Source organism: Cryobacterium sp. TMT1-3 (assembly GCF_004402315.1).
GTDB classification, from domain to species: Bacteria; Actinomycetota; Actinomycetes; order Actinomycetales; family Microbacteriaceae; genus Cryobacterium; species Cryobacterium luteum.
Genome location: NZ_SOFW01000006.1, coordinates 158661 through 172864 on the forward strand (window position 1 = coordinate 158661; position 14204 = coordinate 172864).

The 14204-nt window shown below is 64.0% G+C and carries 16 protein-coding genes; 7 read left to right on the top strand and 9 right to left on the bottom strand.

Going from position 1 to position 14204, the window contains the following annotated elements; all coding sequences use genetic code 11:
• The first annotated feature begins 72 nt into the window (after nucleotides 1–72).
• Together E3O25_RS01290 and serB are read left to right on the top strand one after the other, a co-directional pair.
• Nucleotides 73–1317 carry a glucose-1-phosphate adenylyltransferase gene (locus tag E3O25_RS01290; protein ID WP_092107888.1) on the top strand — a complete coding sequence of 415 codons (1245 nt, stop codon included), beginning with the start codon at nucleotides 73–75 and terminating at the stop codon, nucleotides 1315–1317.
• Nucleotides 1314–1967, top strand: a complete 654-nt coding sequence (gene serB, locus E3O25_RS01295) for a phosphoserine phosphatase SerB (RefSeq protein WP_241983843.1) — start codon at nucleotides 1314–1316, stop codon at nucleotides 1965–1967. The genes E3O25_RS01290 and serB overlap by 4 nt, the downstream gene beginning before the upstream one ends.
• Nucleotides 1968–2000: 33 nt before the next feature.
• Here the strand turns inward: serB and fabG are convergent, their stop codons facing one another.
• Entirely contained in the window at nucleotides 2001–2711 is a 711-nt protein-coding gene (gene fabG, locus E3O25_RS01300; RefSeq protein ID WP_092107886.1) for a 3-oxoacyl-ACP reductase FabG, read from the bottom strand.
• Between the two features lie 166 nt (nucleotides 2712–2877).
• On the opposite strand from fabG, the gene E3O25_RS01305 reads away from it, so the two are divergent.
• From E3O25_RS01305 to E3O25_RS01315, 3 genes are read left to right on the top strand one after another with little or no spacing between them, the layout of a single operon-like run.
• Nucleotides 2878–3171 (top strand): DUF3099 domain-containing protein, encoded by a 294-nt coding sequence (locus E3O25_RS01305; protein ID WP_092107884.1) that lies wholly within the window; start codon nucleotides 2878–2880, stop codon nucleotides 3169–3171.
• Complete coding sequence (locus E3O25_RS01310; protein WP_370448700.1) at nucleotides 3168–3440, top strand: hypothetical protein; 273 nt, start codon at nucleotides 3168–3170, stop codon at nucleotides 3438–3440. The genes E3O25_RS01305 and E3O25_RS01310 overlap by 4 nt, the downstream gene beginning before the upstream one ends.
• A complete protein-coding gene (locus E3O25_RS01315; RefSeq protein ID WP_134360260.1) occupies nucleotides 3437–4285 on the top strand; it encodes an SURF1 family protein in 849 nt (282 codons plus the stop codon). The genes E3O25_RS01310 and E3O25_RS01315 overlap by 4 nt, the downstream gene beginning before the upstream one ends.
• Before the next feature lie 5 nt (nucleotides 4286–4290).
• Here the strand turns inward: E3O25_RS01315 and E3O25_RS01320 are convergent, their stop codons facing one another.
• From E3O25_RS01320 to sufB, 8 genes are all read right to left on the bottom strand, one after another.
• Entirely contained in the window at nucleotides 4291–5550 is a 1260-nt protein-coding gene (locus tag E3O25_RS01320; protein WP_241988464.1) for a glycosyltransferase, read from the bottom strand.
• A gap of 56 nt (nucleotides 5551–5606) precedes the next feature.
• Complete coding sequence (locus E3O25_RS01325; RefSeq protein WP_092107879.1) at nucleotides 5607–7205, bottom strand: ABC-F family ATP-binding cassette domain-containing protein; 1599 nt, start codon at nucleotides 7203–7205, stop codon at nucleotides 5607–5609.
• A 118-nt stretch (nucleotides 7206–7323) separates the two neighbouring features.
• Nucleotides 7324–7953, bottom strand: coding sequence for a TetR/AcrR family transcriptional regulator (locus E3O25_RS01330; protein ID WP_092107877.1), 630 nt, complete (start codon nucleotides 7951–7953; stop codon nucleotides 7324–7326).
• Nucleotides 7954–8104: 151 nt separating this feature from the next.
• Complete coding sequence (locus E3O25_RS01335; protein WP_092107875.1) at nucleotides 8105–8434, bottom strand: metal-sulfur cluster assembly factor; 330 nt, start codon at nucleotides 8432–8434, stop codon at nucleotides 8105–8107.
• Nucleotides 8435–8438: 4 nt separating this feature from the next.
• On the bottom strand, nucleotides 8439–9203 hold the full coding sequence (gene sufC, locus E3O25_RS01340; RefSeq protein ID WP_134360261.1) for a Fe-S cluster assembly ATPase SufC: 765 nt from the start codon (nucleotides 9201–9203) through the stop codon (nucleotides 8439–8441).
• Nucleotides 9204–9268: 65 nt separating this feature from the next.
• Entirely contained in the window at nucleotides 9269–9595 is a 327-nt protein-coding gene (locus E3O25_RS01345) for a non-heme iron oxygenase ferredoxin subunit (protein ID WP_092107871.1), read from the bottom strand.
• Nucleotides 9596–9597: 2 nt separating this feature from the next.
• Nucleotides 9598–10803 carry a Fe-S cluster assembly protein SufD gene (gene sufD, locus E3O25_RS01350; RefSeq protein WP_370448701.1) on the bottom strand — a complete coding sequence of 402 codons (1206 nt, stop codon included), beginning with the start codon at nucleotides 10801–10803 and terminating at the stop codon, nucleotides 9598–9600.
• Nucleotides 10804–10845: 42 nt separating this feature from the next.
• Nucleotides 10846–12264: a Fe-S cluster assembly protein SufB gene (sufB, locus tag E3O25_RS01355; protein WP_092107867.1), complete on the bottom strand. Its 1419-nt coding sequence runs from the start codon at nucleotides 12262–12264 to the stop codon at nucleotides 10846–10848.
• Nucleotides 12265–12585: 321 nt separating this feature from the next.
• On the opposite strand from sufB, the gene E3O25_RS01360 reads away from it, so the two are divergent.
• Nucleotides 12586–13557, top strand: a complete 972-nt coding sequence (locus E3O25_RS01360; protein ID WP_092107865.1) for a heme A synthase — start codon at nucleotides 12586–12588, stop codon at nucleotides 13555–13557.
• A gap of 47 nt (nucleotides 13558–13604) precedes the next feature.
• Nucleotides 13605–14192: a hypothetical protein gene (locus E3O25_RS01365; RefSeq protein WP_134360263.1), complete on the top strand. Its 588-nt coding sequence runs from the start codon at nucleotides 13605–13607 to the stop codon at nucleotides 14190–14192.
• Nucleotides 14193–14204 lie beyond the last annotated feature (12 nt).

Consider the following 14204-nt stretch of genomic DNA (forward strand, 5'->3'; position numbering starts at 1 on the left):
GGTAGCGCAGCCGGACCCGACGCACACCCCGTGGTGCTAGTCGAGTGGCCCGGTTGGCCCTACTCTGTACACATGAAGGCCAAGAAGATCTTTGGAATCGTTCTCGCGGGTGGCGAGGGAAAACGGCTCATGCCGCTGACCGAGGACCGGGCCAAGCCCGCTGTCCCCTTCGGCGGGCATTACCGGCTTGTGGATTTCGCCCTGTCCAACCTGATCAACTCGGGCGTCACCCAAATCGTGGTGCTCACCCAGTACAAGTCGCACAGCCTGGACCGGCACGTGTCGCAGACCTGGCATGTTTCCGGTGGACTGTTCAACTCGTACATCGCCTCGGTACCCGCACAGCAACGCCTCGGCAAACGGTGGTTCAGCGGCTCAGCCGACGCGATTCTGCAGAGCCTGAATCTCATCCACGATGAGAAACCTGACATCGTCGTCGTTGTCGGCGCCGATCACGTCTATCGCATGGACTTCAGCCAGATGATCGCCGCCCACATCGCATCAGGTCTGTCCGCGACGGTCGCGGCCATTCGCCAGCCGATCGGCCTGGCCGACCAGTTCGGCGTCATCGAAGTGGATGCCGCCACCCCCGACCGCATCTCCGATTTTCGGGAGAAGCCCAAGGACGCCGTCGGTCTTGCCGATGCCCCGCACGAGGTCTTCGCCTCGATGGGCAACTATGTTTTCAACACCGATGCTCTGATCGAAGCGGTACTGCGCGATGGTGAGCGTACCGATTCAAGCCACGATATGGGCGGTGACATCATCCCCGACTTCGTCTTCCGCGGCGACGCCGGCGTGTACGACCTGCAGCGCAACGAAGTGCCTGGGTCGACCGACCGCGATAAGTATTACTGGCGCGATGTGGGAACGATCGATTCGTTCTTCGAAGCCCACCAGGATCTCATCTCGGCGCTTCCCGTGTTCAACCTGTACAACCAGGAATGGCCGATCTTCAGCATGCAGTTGAACTCGCCGCCGGCGAAGTTCGTGCGCGACGGCCGTGGCGCCCTGGGCACCATGATCGACTCGATCGTCTCGCTGGGCTGCGTCATCTCCGGCGCTCACATCGAACGCAGCGTGCTCGGCCCGTGGACCTCGATCGGTTCCGCGTGCGAGGTCGTCGACTCGATCGTGTTCGACCGGGTACAGATTCGGCCGGGCGCCATCGTGCGGCGTGCCATTCTCGACAAGGAAGTCATCGTCGAGGCCGGCGCCACCGTCGGGGTCGATCGGGATCGAGACCTCGCGCGCGGCTTCAGTGTGACCGAATCCGGTATCACCGTCGTCGGCAAGGGTGTGCTCGTTACTCCGTGACCCGTACCTCCGCACCACGTTTCCTGGTCGTGCTTGATGCCGACTCCACCCTGATCCAAGACGAAGTGATCGAGTTGCTGGCGGATGCCGCCGGCTCGCGCGATCTCGTCGCCGACGTCACCGAACGCGCCATGCGCGGCGAACTGGACTTTGCGCAAAGCCTGCGCCAGCGGGTGTTGACCCTGGCGGGACTGCCGGAGACCATTTTCGGCGAGGTGGGGCGACGCATCCGCCTGACTGCGGGGGTTCCCGAACTGATTGCCGGTATCCATGCCGGCGGGGGCGTCGTCGGGGTGGTGTCTGGCGGCTTTCACGAGCTGCTCGACCCGCTCGCGATCGAGCTGGGTCTGGACCATTGGCGAGCCAACCGGCTCGAAGTTGATGCCGGCCGACTGACCGGGCGCGTCCTCGGGCCGATCATCGACGCCGAGGCGAAAGCGGTCGCCCTGCGCGAATGGGCCGCCGGCGGCCGGATCGCCCTGACGCAGACGATCGCGGTCGGAGACGGCGCAAACGACCTGCGCATGATGGACGCGGCCGGCCTCGCCGTGGCGTTCAACGCGAAGCCCCGGGTGAAGCGCGAAGCCGACGTGGTGATCGACCACTGCAATCTCAGTCAGGTGCTTCCGCTTCTCGGCCTGCGCGGCTGAGTCACCAACCCGGCCACCCAAACCGAGAGCGTTCTAGTGGCCCATACCGAGACCACCGTCGACCGGAATGACCGCGCCGGAGATGTAGGCGGAGTCGTCGCCGGCGAGCCAGGTGACGACACGGGCGACCTCTGACGGTGTGGCGAAGCGGCCGGCCGGGATATTGCGCTTGTAGTCCGCCTGCTGCGCTTCGGGCAGGGCAGCGGTCATGTCTGTTTCGATGAAACCGGGAGCAACAACGTTGGCGGTGATGCCGCGGGCGCCGAGCTCGCGGGTGATCGAGCGAGCCAGTCCGATCAGGCCGCTCTTCGACGCCGAATAGTTCACCTGCCCGGCGGAGCCGTACAGGCCCACAACGCTCGAGATGAGCACGATCCGCCCGAAACGAGCTTTGAGCATACCCTTGCTGCCACGCTTGACGACCCGGAACGCCCCGCCGAGGTTCGTGTCGACCACCGACGTAAAGTCGTCCTCTGACATGCGCATGAGCAGGGTATCGCGGGTGATCCCAGCGTTAGCCACGATGACCTCGACCGGACCGTAGGTCGTCTCAATCTCGGTGAAAGCGGCATCGATGGATGCGGCGTCGGTCACGTCGGCGCGCACCGTGAGGCTTCCGGCCGGACCATACCCCGACCGGGACGTCACGGCGACGCGGTGACCCTGGGCGAGGAATTCCTCGGCGATGGCAAAGCCGATGCCGCGGTTACCGCCGGTGACGAGCACTGTTCGAGCCGTTGTCATGAAGTTCCTGTTCGCTTGCTTGCTGTGGGTGGATGTCGCGGGTCGGGATCACTGAAATACCCGGCAGATTCAAGTTTAAGGCGTGCTCCAACCACGTCGCGCGGACGTAGGCTTGTTGAGGTGGATTTTCTACCGTGGACGGAACCGACTCGAACCCGATGGACCTATGAAGCAGCAGTCGATCACCTCACTCCCCGCCTCCCCCGAGGCAGAACGCCGCAATCGGATGATCAAATATTCGATTGCGATGGGGGTGCGTGTCGTCTGCATTGTGCTCATGCTGTTCGTAGAGGGATGGTGGTTGGTGCTGTGTGCCGTCGGTGCGATCCTTCTGCCGTATTTCGCCGTGGTGGTAGCGAATGTGAAGATTGCGCCGCGTGGTGCCGAAGTGTTGCGTCCGGGCAGCGTCGAGATCTACACCCAATCCGAGAACCACACGAGTGAGAATGGGGTCAAGTGAGTGTTCGCGCGGCCGCTTCGGTGAGTTCGATGATCGGACTGGGCGCTCCCCTGCAATCATTGACGTGCTCCCGGGCCGACTGCAAGAACGCCGGGCGTTGGCGGCTGGACTGGCGCAACCCGCGCATCCACTCGACCGACCGCGTCAAAACCTGGCTGGCCTGCGACGACCACGTCGACTTTCTGCGTGAATTTCTGGCCGCGCGTGATTTTCCCCTGACCGTGAGCGCGGTTGACGCCAGCCCGAAACCGCGTGGAGCTGTGCAATGACGGGCTGGACGTTTGCCTTCAGCAGCCGCTGGGCCGGTTATCTCGCGCTCACCATGCTGTTCGCAGCGGTGTGTTCCGGACTCGGCGTCTGGCAGCTGGCCCGGCGCGATGAGGCTCTCACCGAACTGTTCAAGATCGATTCAAATTTCGATTCCAATCCCATTCCCGTGACCGAGGCGCTCCCCGAGCTGAATTCCTTCGACGAATCGCAAAAGTGGATGCCGGTGGAACTGACCGGGTCCTACCTCACGGCCGACGAGATGCTCGCACGCAACCGACCACTTAACGTCAATCCCGGCTTCGAGGTACTATCCCCGCTGCTACTCACCGACGGCACGGTCTTCATCGTCGACCGCGGTTGGCTGCCGACGGGGCAGGAGCAGGATGCTCCCGACACGGTGCCGGCGCCGCCGAGCGGAACGGTGACCGTCGTCGCCCGGCTCAAAGCGAGCGAGCCCGACCTGCCCGGCCGTACCGCGAGCGGTGACCAGGTTGCCACGATCAACCTCACGACCATCGCCGAGCGCCTCGACCAACCCACGTACACCGGTGCCTACGGTCTCCTGGACACCGAGAGCCCTGCCGCGACCGAGGAACGCCCGGCCGCCGTCGCGAAACCGATCCGCGATGAAGGCCCGCACCTGTCGTACGCGTTCCAGTGGTTCGTGTTCGGCCTGCTCGCGTTCATCGGCCTCGGCTGGGCGCTGCGCGAGGAGTATCGCAGTGTGAATGCTGAAGACCCCGAGGAACGCGAACGCGCCGATGAGCGCGCCCGCAAGCGTGCGGCGAAACCGCGCAATGACGCCGAAATTGAGGACGCACTGCTTGACCGGCAGCCCCACTAGTTGTGTCAGGCGACGGCGCGGTGGTGCTGCCTGCTGCCGGAGGCAATCTGTCCGGTGCCGGGACCAAGCAACCTCCGGTAGACGCCGAGCAGGGACGCGGCAGACCTGGTCCAGTCCAGATCGAGCGCATGTTTCCGAGCCGCCACGGACATCCTTTGGGACCGCGGCGCATCGGTCAGCAGACCGGTGATGGCCTCGGCCCACACCCGCGGTTCCCGCGATTCAAGCACCAGGCCGGTGACGCCGTCGACGACGGCTTCACGCAGGCCACCGGATGCTGCGGCGATGACCGGCACGCCGCTCGCCGCGCCCTCGAGCGCGACCAGACCATACGTTTCTGAGTGAGACGGAACCAGCACGAGGCTCGCGTCGCGAAACAGGCGGGCCAGGTCATTCCGGGATCGGGGGCCGACCAGTCGAAGCTGTGCCCCGAGCCCGAGCCGTTCAGCGGTTTCACGCAACTCAGTGACATAACCGTCGTAGTCGGCCGATGCTGCCCCGGCGATCACCAGGTTCGGGCGCAGATCAGCCGGAACGCCGGCCAGGGCTGCTATGGCGAGGTCGAGCCCCTTCAATGGCTGTAGGCGGGCTGCAACGAGCAGATAGCCTCGGTCGTCGGCCGCGGGAGTCCCACTGGACGGACCGGCCGGTGAAAACGCAGTATTGTCGACGCCCGGCAGCACGATTGCTGTGCGTTCGGCCGCGCCGCCGAGGCGCCCCGTGATCGTCGCCGCCTCGGCGGCACTGATCGCGACCAGCAAATCCGATTCGCGAGCCAACCAGGCCTCACCGAGCATCCGTCCCGGTGATTCAGCCCGTTCCCCCGCGGAGAGCGGAGTCGAATCGTCGGCAGCGATGCTATGAAAACTCTGCACGTGCGGAACGCCCCAACGGCGGGCGACCGGCAGGGCCGCCATGCCGGAGAACCAGTGATGCGAGTGCACGATGTCGCACGGTTCAAGCTCGCCAAGTCGGGACGAAAAGTCGGCAATCCAGTGTTCGTGCTGGCCCTTCGGCAGGGCGATCGCCGGACCGGCATCCAGAAATCGCAACGTCACGCCGGGGGCGAGCTGCGCGGCGGCTGGCTGATCGACCGCTGAGCGCCTGGTCAGAATGCTCACCTCGTGGCCGAGGCTCGCGAGAGCCTCCGCCTGGTGGCGCACGACGACGTTCATCCCGCCGGCATCGCCGGAACCCGGATCCGCGCCCGGCGACGTATGCAGGCACACCAGCGCGATGCGCAATGACTCAGCAGGCGGCAACACGCACGCTTCCTTTGACTCGGACGATTCGGCGTGCCAGCGCCGAATCAGATGGTGACTTAGGACAGCTCGATCAAATCGAGGTAATCCTTGTTCCAGTGGTCCTCGGTGCCCTCGGGCATGATGAGCACGCGCTCCGGGTTGAGGGCCTGCACGGCACCCTCATCGTGGCTGACCAGGACGACGGCTCCGGCGTAGTGCGCGAGGGCATCGAGGATCTCCTCGCGACTGGCCGGGTCGAGGTTGTTGGTGGGTTCGTCGAGCAGCAGAACGTTGGCACCGGAGACGACGATCATGGCCAGGGCGAGGCGGGTCTTTTCGCCACCGGACAACACCCCGGCCGGCTTGTTGGAGTCGTCGCCGGTGAACAGGAACGAGCCGAGCACCCGGCGGGCCTCCATCTCGGTGATGCTCGGCGACGAGGAGACCATGTTCTCCAGCACGCTGCGCTTGACGTCGATCGTCTCGTGTTCCTGCGCGTAGTAACCGATGCGCAGGCCGTGGCCGGGTTCGATCGACCCGGTGTCGGATTTGTCGACGCCCGCGAGCATGCGCAGCAGCGTGGTCTTTCCCGCACCGTTGAGGCCCAGGATGACAACCTTGGAGCCGCGGTCGATCGCGAGATCGACGGCGGTGAAGATCTCGAGGGAGCCGTAGCTCTTCGAGAGATCCTTGGCCATGAGCGGTGTTCGGCCACACGGTGCTGGCTCGGGAAACCGCAGCTTTGCGACGCGTTCAACGGCGCGCACGGCGTCGAGGCCGGACAGGAGCTTCTCGGCGCGGGCCACCATCTGGTGCGCTGCCGCGGCCTTGCTGGCCTTGGCGCCGAACTTGGCAGCCTGCAGCTGCAGCGTGGACGCCTTCTTCTCGGCGTTGGAGCGTTCCTTCTTACGCCGGTCGGCATCCGCTGTGCGTTGCAGCAGGTAGTTCTTCCAGTTCATGTTGTAGATGTCGATCATCATGCGGTTCGCGTCGAGGTAAAATACCCGGTTGACCGTCTCGCCGACGAGTTCGATGTCGTGGCTGATGATGATGACGCCACCCTTGTAGTTCTTGACGAACTCGCGCAGCCAGGCCACCGAGTCGGCGTCGAGGTGGTTGGTGGGCTCATCGAGGATCATCATTTCGGCGGCCGAGAACAGAATGCGAGCCAGTTCGATGCGACGACGCTGACCACCAGACAGGGTACTCAGAGCCTGGTCGAGAATGTGGTCGGGTAGTTTCAGGTTGCTCGCGATCGACGCAGCCTCAGCCTCAGCGGAGTAGCCGCCGAGCCCGTTGAATTCATCGGTCAGGCGACCGTACTTTTTCATGGCGGCGGCGCTGATCTTGGGGTCGGGGTCGGCCATGGCCAGGCTGGACTCATGCATGCCGAGGGCGATGGTACCGAGGCCGCGGGCATCGAGAATGCGGGTGCGGGCGAGCATGGTCGGGTCGCCGGCCCGCGGGTCCTGGGGCAGGTAACCGATTTCACCCGAGTGGCTGATCGAGCCCTTGGTCGGGTTGGTCTCCCCCGCGAGCGTCTTCGTCAGGGTCGTCTTGCCCGCGCCGTTACGGCCGACGAGGCCGATCTTGTCGCCGCTCGCGACGCGGAAGCTGACGCCCTCCATGAGCACGCGGGCTCCAACGCGGATTTCGAGATCTTGCACGTTGAGCACAGCAATAGTCCATTCGAAGTGTTGGTACGGGTGAGAAGTGTGAGTGGGCCGAAGCGGTCCAACTCACTAGTATATTTGCCTTCAGGCTGTGCTCGGCACACCGGTGCCCCTGGCCGACCTAGAGCAGGGCTGCCAGCAGCGACTTTTCCAGCCAGTTGAGGTAGGCCTCGGTCGACCAGCCCAGCGACAGAACGAGCGTCCGAAACGTGTGCGGGTGAGCCAGAGCCCACATCGTCGCCGCCGCCTCGTGGTCGCTGATGCCGCCGCGCAATCCCCGCTTCTCCCGGAGCGCCGCCGCCACCTCGCCGAAGCCGTGCAGCCGTGCGGCGTCGCGCTTCTGCTCGAACTCCCCCACGTCGGGATCAACGACGGCAGCTTCGCTGACGATGCGCAGAATGCCCGAGGTGCGTTCGTTCACCAGCGCGCTCGACCGGGCCAGAATGCGGATGACCTCGGTCGCGGTGCGCGCTTCGGCAATGCGTTCCCGGGTCGCTCCCGACAGCAGCGCCGGCGCCCCCGGCTCAGCGGCCACCCGGTCCAGAACTGCGGCCAGCAGTTCGGCCTTCGACCCCACCGAGTTGTAAATGGTTTGCACCACCACGCCGGCCTCGGCCGCGATCGCGGCGACCGACGTACCCACATAGCCCCGCTCCAGCATGAGCCGCCCGGCTGCCATGACGATCTCCGCCCGGGTGCTCGCCGCCTGCGCCGCGCGTCGCCTTGTGGCCCCGTTCTCCACTATATCCATGCAACTAGCATATCGTTCCAGTGAATAGATGCACTTACTAACGTTCGGAATGCGGTCGAGCCGAACGAGGGATACGGTTCCGACGCGACCCCCACCTAAACCGAAGGCCCCGCCGGCGGTTGCTGGCGGGGCCTTCAAGTTAGAACCAGTGTTACATGGCGAAGCCGAGGGCCCGCATCATGTCCCGACCGTCGTCGGTGATCTTCTCCGGACCCCACGGCGGCATCCAGACCCAGTTGATACGGAACTGGTCGACGACGCCGTCCAGCGCCTCGGCCGTCTGCTCCTCGAGCACATCGGTCAGCGGGCAGCCGGCCGAGGTGAGGGTCATATGGATGATGAGCGCGTTGTTCTCGTCGTCCCAGCCGAGGTCGTAGATGAGCCCGAGGTCGACGACATTGATGCCGAGTTCCGGGTCCATGACGTCTTTGAGGGCTTCTTCGATTTCATCGAAGCGCGCCGGACTGAGTGTGGAGGCCATGGGATCAGCCTACGTTCGACGGAACGAGAAAGCGATCGTAGCCCTCGTCCTCGAGACGGTCGGCGAGTTCTGGGCCGCCCTGTTCGGCGATCTTACCGTTGACGAATACGTGTACGAAGTTCGGGTGGATGTACCGCAGAATGCGCGTGTAATGCGTGATCAGGAGCAGACCGAGGCCGGTGTTGGCTTTGGCACGGTTGACACCCTCGGATACGATCTTCAATGCGTCGACGTCGAGGCCGGAGTCGGTCTCGTCAAGCACGGCAAACTTGGGCTTGAGCAGTTCAAGCTGCAGGATCTCGTTGCGCTTCTTCTCTCCACCGGAGAAGCCCTCGTTGACGTTGCGCTCGGCAAAAGTCTTGTCCATGCGCAGGTTGGTCATCGCCTGACGAACGTCCTTGATCCAGGTGCGGATCGGCGGGGCTTCACCCTCGATGGCCGTCTTGGCCGTACGGAGGAAGTTCGTGACGGTCACTCCGGGGATCTCCACCGGGTACTGCATGGCGAGGAATAGACCGGCGCGAGCGCGGGCATCCACTGTCATGGTGAGCACTTCGGCGCCGTCGAGCAGGATGGAGCCGCTCTCGACGTGATATTTGGGGTGCCCGGCGATCGTGTAGGCGAGGGTGGACTTGCCGGAGCCGTTCGGGCCCATGATGGCGTGGATTTCGCCCTCGTTGATGGTGAGGTTGACGCCGCGCAGAATCTGCTTGGTGCCCTGGTCGGTCTCGACACTGACGTGCAGGTCTTTGATCTCAAGAACAGACATGACTGTCATATTCCTTTCTGAATTCTAAAAATGAGCTGGTGGGGCGGTCGCTGCGTGAGGCAGGTTCAGACCGCGACGGTGACGGACGGATCGACGAAGACGAACCCGTCGATGAGTTCCACGTTGTAAACCGGGACCGGATCATAGGCCGGCAGAGACAGCGGCTTGCCTGTGGTGAGGGAGAACATTGAGCCGTGTGCCCAGCACTCGAGAGTCTGGCCTTCCACGAATCCCTCGGACAGGGAGATGTCACCGTGCGTGCAGGTATCACCGATGGCGAAGACGTCGCCCGCGGCGTCACGCACGAGGGCGATAGCGACCCCGTCGATTTCGACCTTGACGGCGTGGTTTACTTCGAGCTCATCGAGAGCGCAGATCTTCGTTGCGGCCATGCTTACTTGTCGTCCGTTCCAATAAGTTCGGCCTCGATTGCGAGTTGCAACCGAGCTTCAAGTTCGGGGGAACCAATCTGCTGCACGACCTCGGTCAGGAAACCGCGCACGACCAGGCGTCGCGCTTCTTCCTCGGTGATGCCGCGAGACTGGAGGTAGAACAGCTGCTCGTCGTCGAACCGCCCGGTGGCACTGGCGTGTCCGGCCCCGACGATATCGCCGGTTTCGATCTCCAGGTTGGGGATGGAATCGGCGCGGGTACCCTCGCTGAGCACAAGGTTGCGGTTCTGTTCATAGCTGTCGGTGCCGGCGGCCTTGTTGCCGATCAGAACGTCGCCGATCCAGACCGTGCGAGCGTCCTGGCCCTGCAGCGCGCCCTTATAGTTGACGCGGCTGCGGCTTCTGGGGGCGTCGTGGAAGACGTACACCTGCTGTTCCAGATGCTGACCGGCGTCTGCGAAGTACAGGCCGAGGAGCAACGTGTCGGAGCCGGGACCGGCCAGATGCACCGAGGGGTTGACCCGCACGATGCTGCCGCCGAGGGAAACGACGACATGCTTGAGACGCGCGTCGCGACCGACGGATGCGAAATGGTTGGCCAGGTGCACCGCGGAATCGTCCCATTCCTGCAGCGAGACGACCGTGAGGTTCGCGGACTCGCCGAGGATGATCTCGACGTTCTCGCTGAGCCGGGCGTCGCCGGTGTTGTGCAGGATGACCGTGGCCTGGCTGAAGGGTTTGGCCTCGATGATTGTGTGCGCGCCACGAGCGATGGTGCCCAGGCCCGATCGGGTGACCGTGATCTCCTTGGCTTCCTCACCGCTCACCGTGACGGCGAGGGCTTCGTCGAAGGCCGACCAGGCGTTGGCGGCGGCGCGTTCCTCCGGCAGTCCGGCGGTGCCGATGCGGGCATCCGTTCTGGGCACCCATTCAACGGACACGTCCGCTGACGGGGTGGATTCGACGGTGTAACGCGAGCCGTCGAGGGCACCCGCGGTGAGGTCGGTGAACTTCGCGACGGGCGAGTGCTTCCAGACCGCTTCGCGGCCGGTGACGGCCTCGAAGTCGGCCACGTTGACACTTTTGAAGCGGGCAGAGCGGGTTTGCACCGGTACGTAGCCGAAACGTCCGTCGGAGTGTTCCTTGATTCCGTGCTGGCCGACCGGAAGGGTCGACGAGTCGGCGGTGGGGGTGGTTGATTCGGGCACAGTTTTTGAAGCGCTCTTCGAAAGCGCTGAAGCGGCGGACATTTAGCCGACGGATCCTTCCATGCCCATTTCAATGAGCTTGTTGAGTTCGAGGGCGTACTCCATCGGGAGCTCCCGGGCGATCGGTTCGATGAATCCGCGAACGATCATGGCCATGGCTTCGTCTTCGGGCATACCGCGGCTCATCAGGTAGAACAGCTGCTCTTCGCTGACGCGGGAAACGGTGGCCTCGTGGCCGAGTTGCACGTCATCGACACGGATGTCGATGGACGGGTAGGTGTCGGAGCGCGACTGGGTGTCGACCAGGAGGGCGTCACAGCGCACGGTGTTGGCGGAGTGGTGCGCGGCAGCATCCACTCGAACCTCGCCGCGGTAGCCACTGCGGCCACCACCGCGAGCGATGGACTTGGAGACGATCGACGACTGCGTGTACGGAGCCATGTGGATCATCTTGGCGCCGGCGTCCTGGTGCTGGCCGGGGCCGGCGAAGGCCACCGAGAGCGTCTCGCCCTTGGCGTGCTCGCCCATAAGGTAGATCGACGGGTACTTCATGGTGACCTTGGAGCCGATGTTGCCGTCGATCCATTCCATCGTTGCACCTTCGCCGGCCGTGGCCCGCTTGGTGACGAGGTTGTAGACGTTGTTCGACCAGTTCTGAATGGTCGTGTAGCGAACGCGGGCGTTCTTCTTCACGACGATCTCGACCACAGCGGAGTGCAGCGAGTCAGACTTGTAGATCGGGGCGGTGCAGCCCTCGATGTAGTGCACGTAGCTGCCCTCGTCGGCGATGATGAGCGTGCGCTCGAACTGGCCCATGTTCTCCGTGTTGATGCGGAAGTAGGCCTGCAGCGGGATCTCGACGTGCACGCCGGGCGGCACGTAGACGAAGGATCCGCCGGACCAGACGGCCGTGTTGAGCGCGGCGAACTTGTTGTCGCCGGAGGGGATGATGGTGCCGAAGTACTCTTCGAAAAATTCCGGGTGCTCTTTGAGCGCCGTGTCGGTGTCCATGAAGATGACGCCCTGGGCTTCGAGCTCCTCGTTAATCTGGTGATAGACCACTTCGGATTCGTACTGCGCGGCGACACCGGAGACGAGGCGCTGGCGCTCGGCTTCGGGGATGCCGAGCTTCTCGTAGGTGTTCTTGATGTCGTCGGGCAGGTCTTCCCAGGTCTGGGCCTGCTTCTCCGTCGAGCGCACGAAGTACTTGATGTTGTCGAAGTCAATCTCCGAGAGATCCGCGCCCCAGGTGGGCATGGGCTTACGTTCGAACAGTTGCAGGGCCTTGAGGCGTCGCTGCAGCATCCAGTCCGGCTCGGACTTCAGGTTCGAGATGTCGGTGACGACCTCGGGGGAAATACCACGGCGAGCGGATGCGCCGGCCTTGTCGGAGTCGGCCCACCCGAATTCGTAGGTACCGATCCCCTCAAGGTCGGGACGGTCGAGCAGGACATCCGACATAATTACCTCTTCTCTACCCAGCACAACCCGGATATTAGTCCGGTCATTCCCGCGGGGCCGCCGTACTGATCAAGTCAGTGGAGACCACGGGGAACGGGTTGTGTGGACAGCTTCGTTGCGTACCTAGAATATTCATGGAGCAAGAAACGAACCGGAGCCAGCCAGACCTCGGTGAGGCTGTTCGGTTCCGACCACAACGTGCAATCACCATGACCGCACGAAGATCTCCATGGAGATCCTAATTCTACAGGTTGATCAGCACGATACGCGTGCTTTGCTGGTCGATTCACATTTGCACAGGGCACGATCAGAAGGCACGCGATGAGAAGCAAGACAGTGGGAGCAGAACCGGTGAATGCGATATACCAATGGCTACCGAGCGCTATCGATGCACGAATTCGGGTGGTCGCCTGGCTGTCACTCGTGACGGAGATTCTCATTGTCGGAACGGGAGGCGCCGTTCGCCTCACCGGCTCCGGCCTGGGCTGCCCAACCTGGCCGACCTGCGTCGCCGGTTCACTCGTGCCGACCCCGGAGATGGGGATCCACGGCGTCATTGAGTTCGCGAACCGCACCATGACCGGACTGATCGGCATCATTGCGATCGCGGCAGTTGTTCTGCTCTGGCGTTTGCGCAAGGAACGCAAAGACCTGTTCGTTCTCGCCGTGATTCTCGCGGCCGGCGTTCTCGCGCAGGCGCTCGTCGGCGGCGTCACCGTGCTGACCGGCCTCAACCCGTTCATCGTCGGATTTCACTTCACGATCTCGCTCGTCATGGTCTGCTTTGCAACGGTGCTCGTTCACCGCGTCTACCTCGCCCCCGGGCCGCGCGCGCTCGTCGTTCCGGCTGGGTTCGCCGGCCTGGCCCACGCCACGAGCTTCGTCGTGGCGCTGACGGTGATGATGGGCGTTCTCACCACCGCTTCCGGACCGCACTCGGGCGATGCCGCCGCCGGGCGCACCGGCTTCAACGCCGAACTGCTCGAGCACCTGCACGCCTGGCCGGGCTACGCGACGCTGGTGTTGACGATCGTGCTGCTCGTGGCATCCGTTCGCGGCACGCTGCCCGTTCGTTCCTACGTTGTGACGTTGCTGGTGGTCGAGCTCGTGCAGATCGTCGTTGGACTGCTGCAGGCGAACCTGGGGCTGCCGCCGGTGCTCGTCGGCCTGCACATGGTGCTGGCCTGCGTGCTCGCTGCAGCGATGACTCTGGTCATACTGAACCTCAAGGCTCCGGTCGGTCATCCTGCCGCACTCCCCGAGTTTGCCGGGAACGGGACCGCGAGGAATTAGTCCGCGTGGCTCTCCCCCGGCGGGGTGCACCGGTGTACTCTCCAGACATGCATCTCGCTCCGGGAGCCAAGTGGAAGCCGCCAGACGACGCGGCGCGCCTTGCTTTGTTCGGCCCGCCGGTGTTCGGTTTTGTTCCGCAACCGCGGATTCAGGAGCGTGGCTGGAGTTGGTACGGCAACCACGGGCGCACGTTGGAGGCTCAGGCGCATTATTGGCTAGCCGATCCGTTGGGTAATTTCTGGTTCGAAGATTCCCCGGCGGGCCCGGTTGGCATCGCCGAACTTCGCGGATTCGTCTTCACCGACGTGCCGGGCTCCACCAGTCGTGGCGGTGACCCCATTCGCGACGCGCTCAATCAGCATCTGCAGTACATCGTCATGAACTACGCCAAGAACCCGCACGACTTCGGGTCGGAGTTGTGGGCCGCCAGGCACACCCAGCAGCAGGCGGAAATCGAACTCGCCCTCGCACACCGGTCCAATCTGGTCGTCGATGACACGGCCCTGCCCGCCATCACCGTCACGGCGTCCGATTTCACCGCGACGACGATGGCCCTGGCTGGACGAGTGGTCACGGTCGTGATTCATACCGCCGACGTCGGCAAAATCGATACTCGGCTCACTCGCCGCGTCTGACTCCGCCCGCGC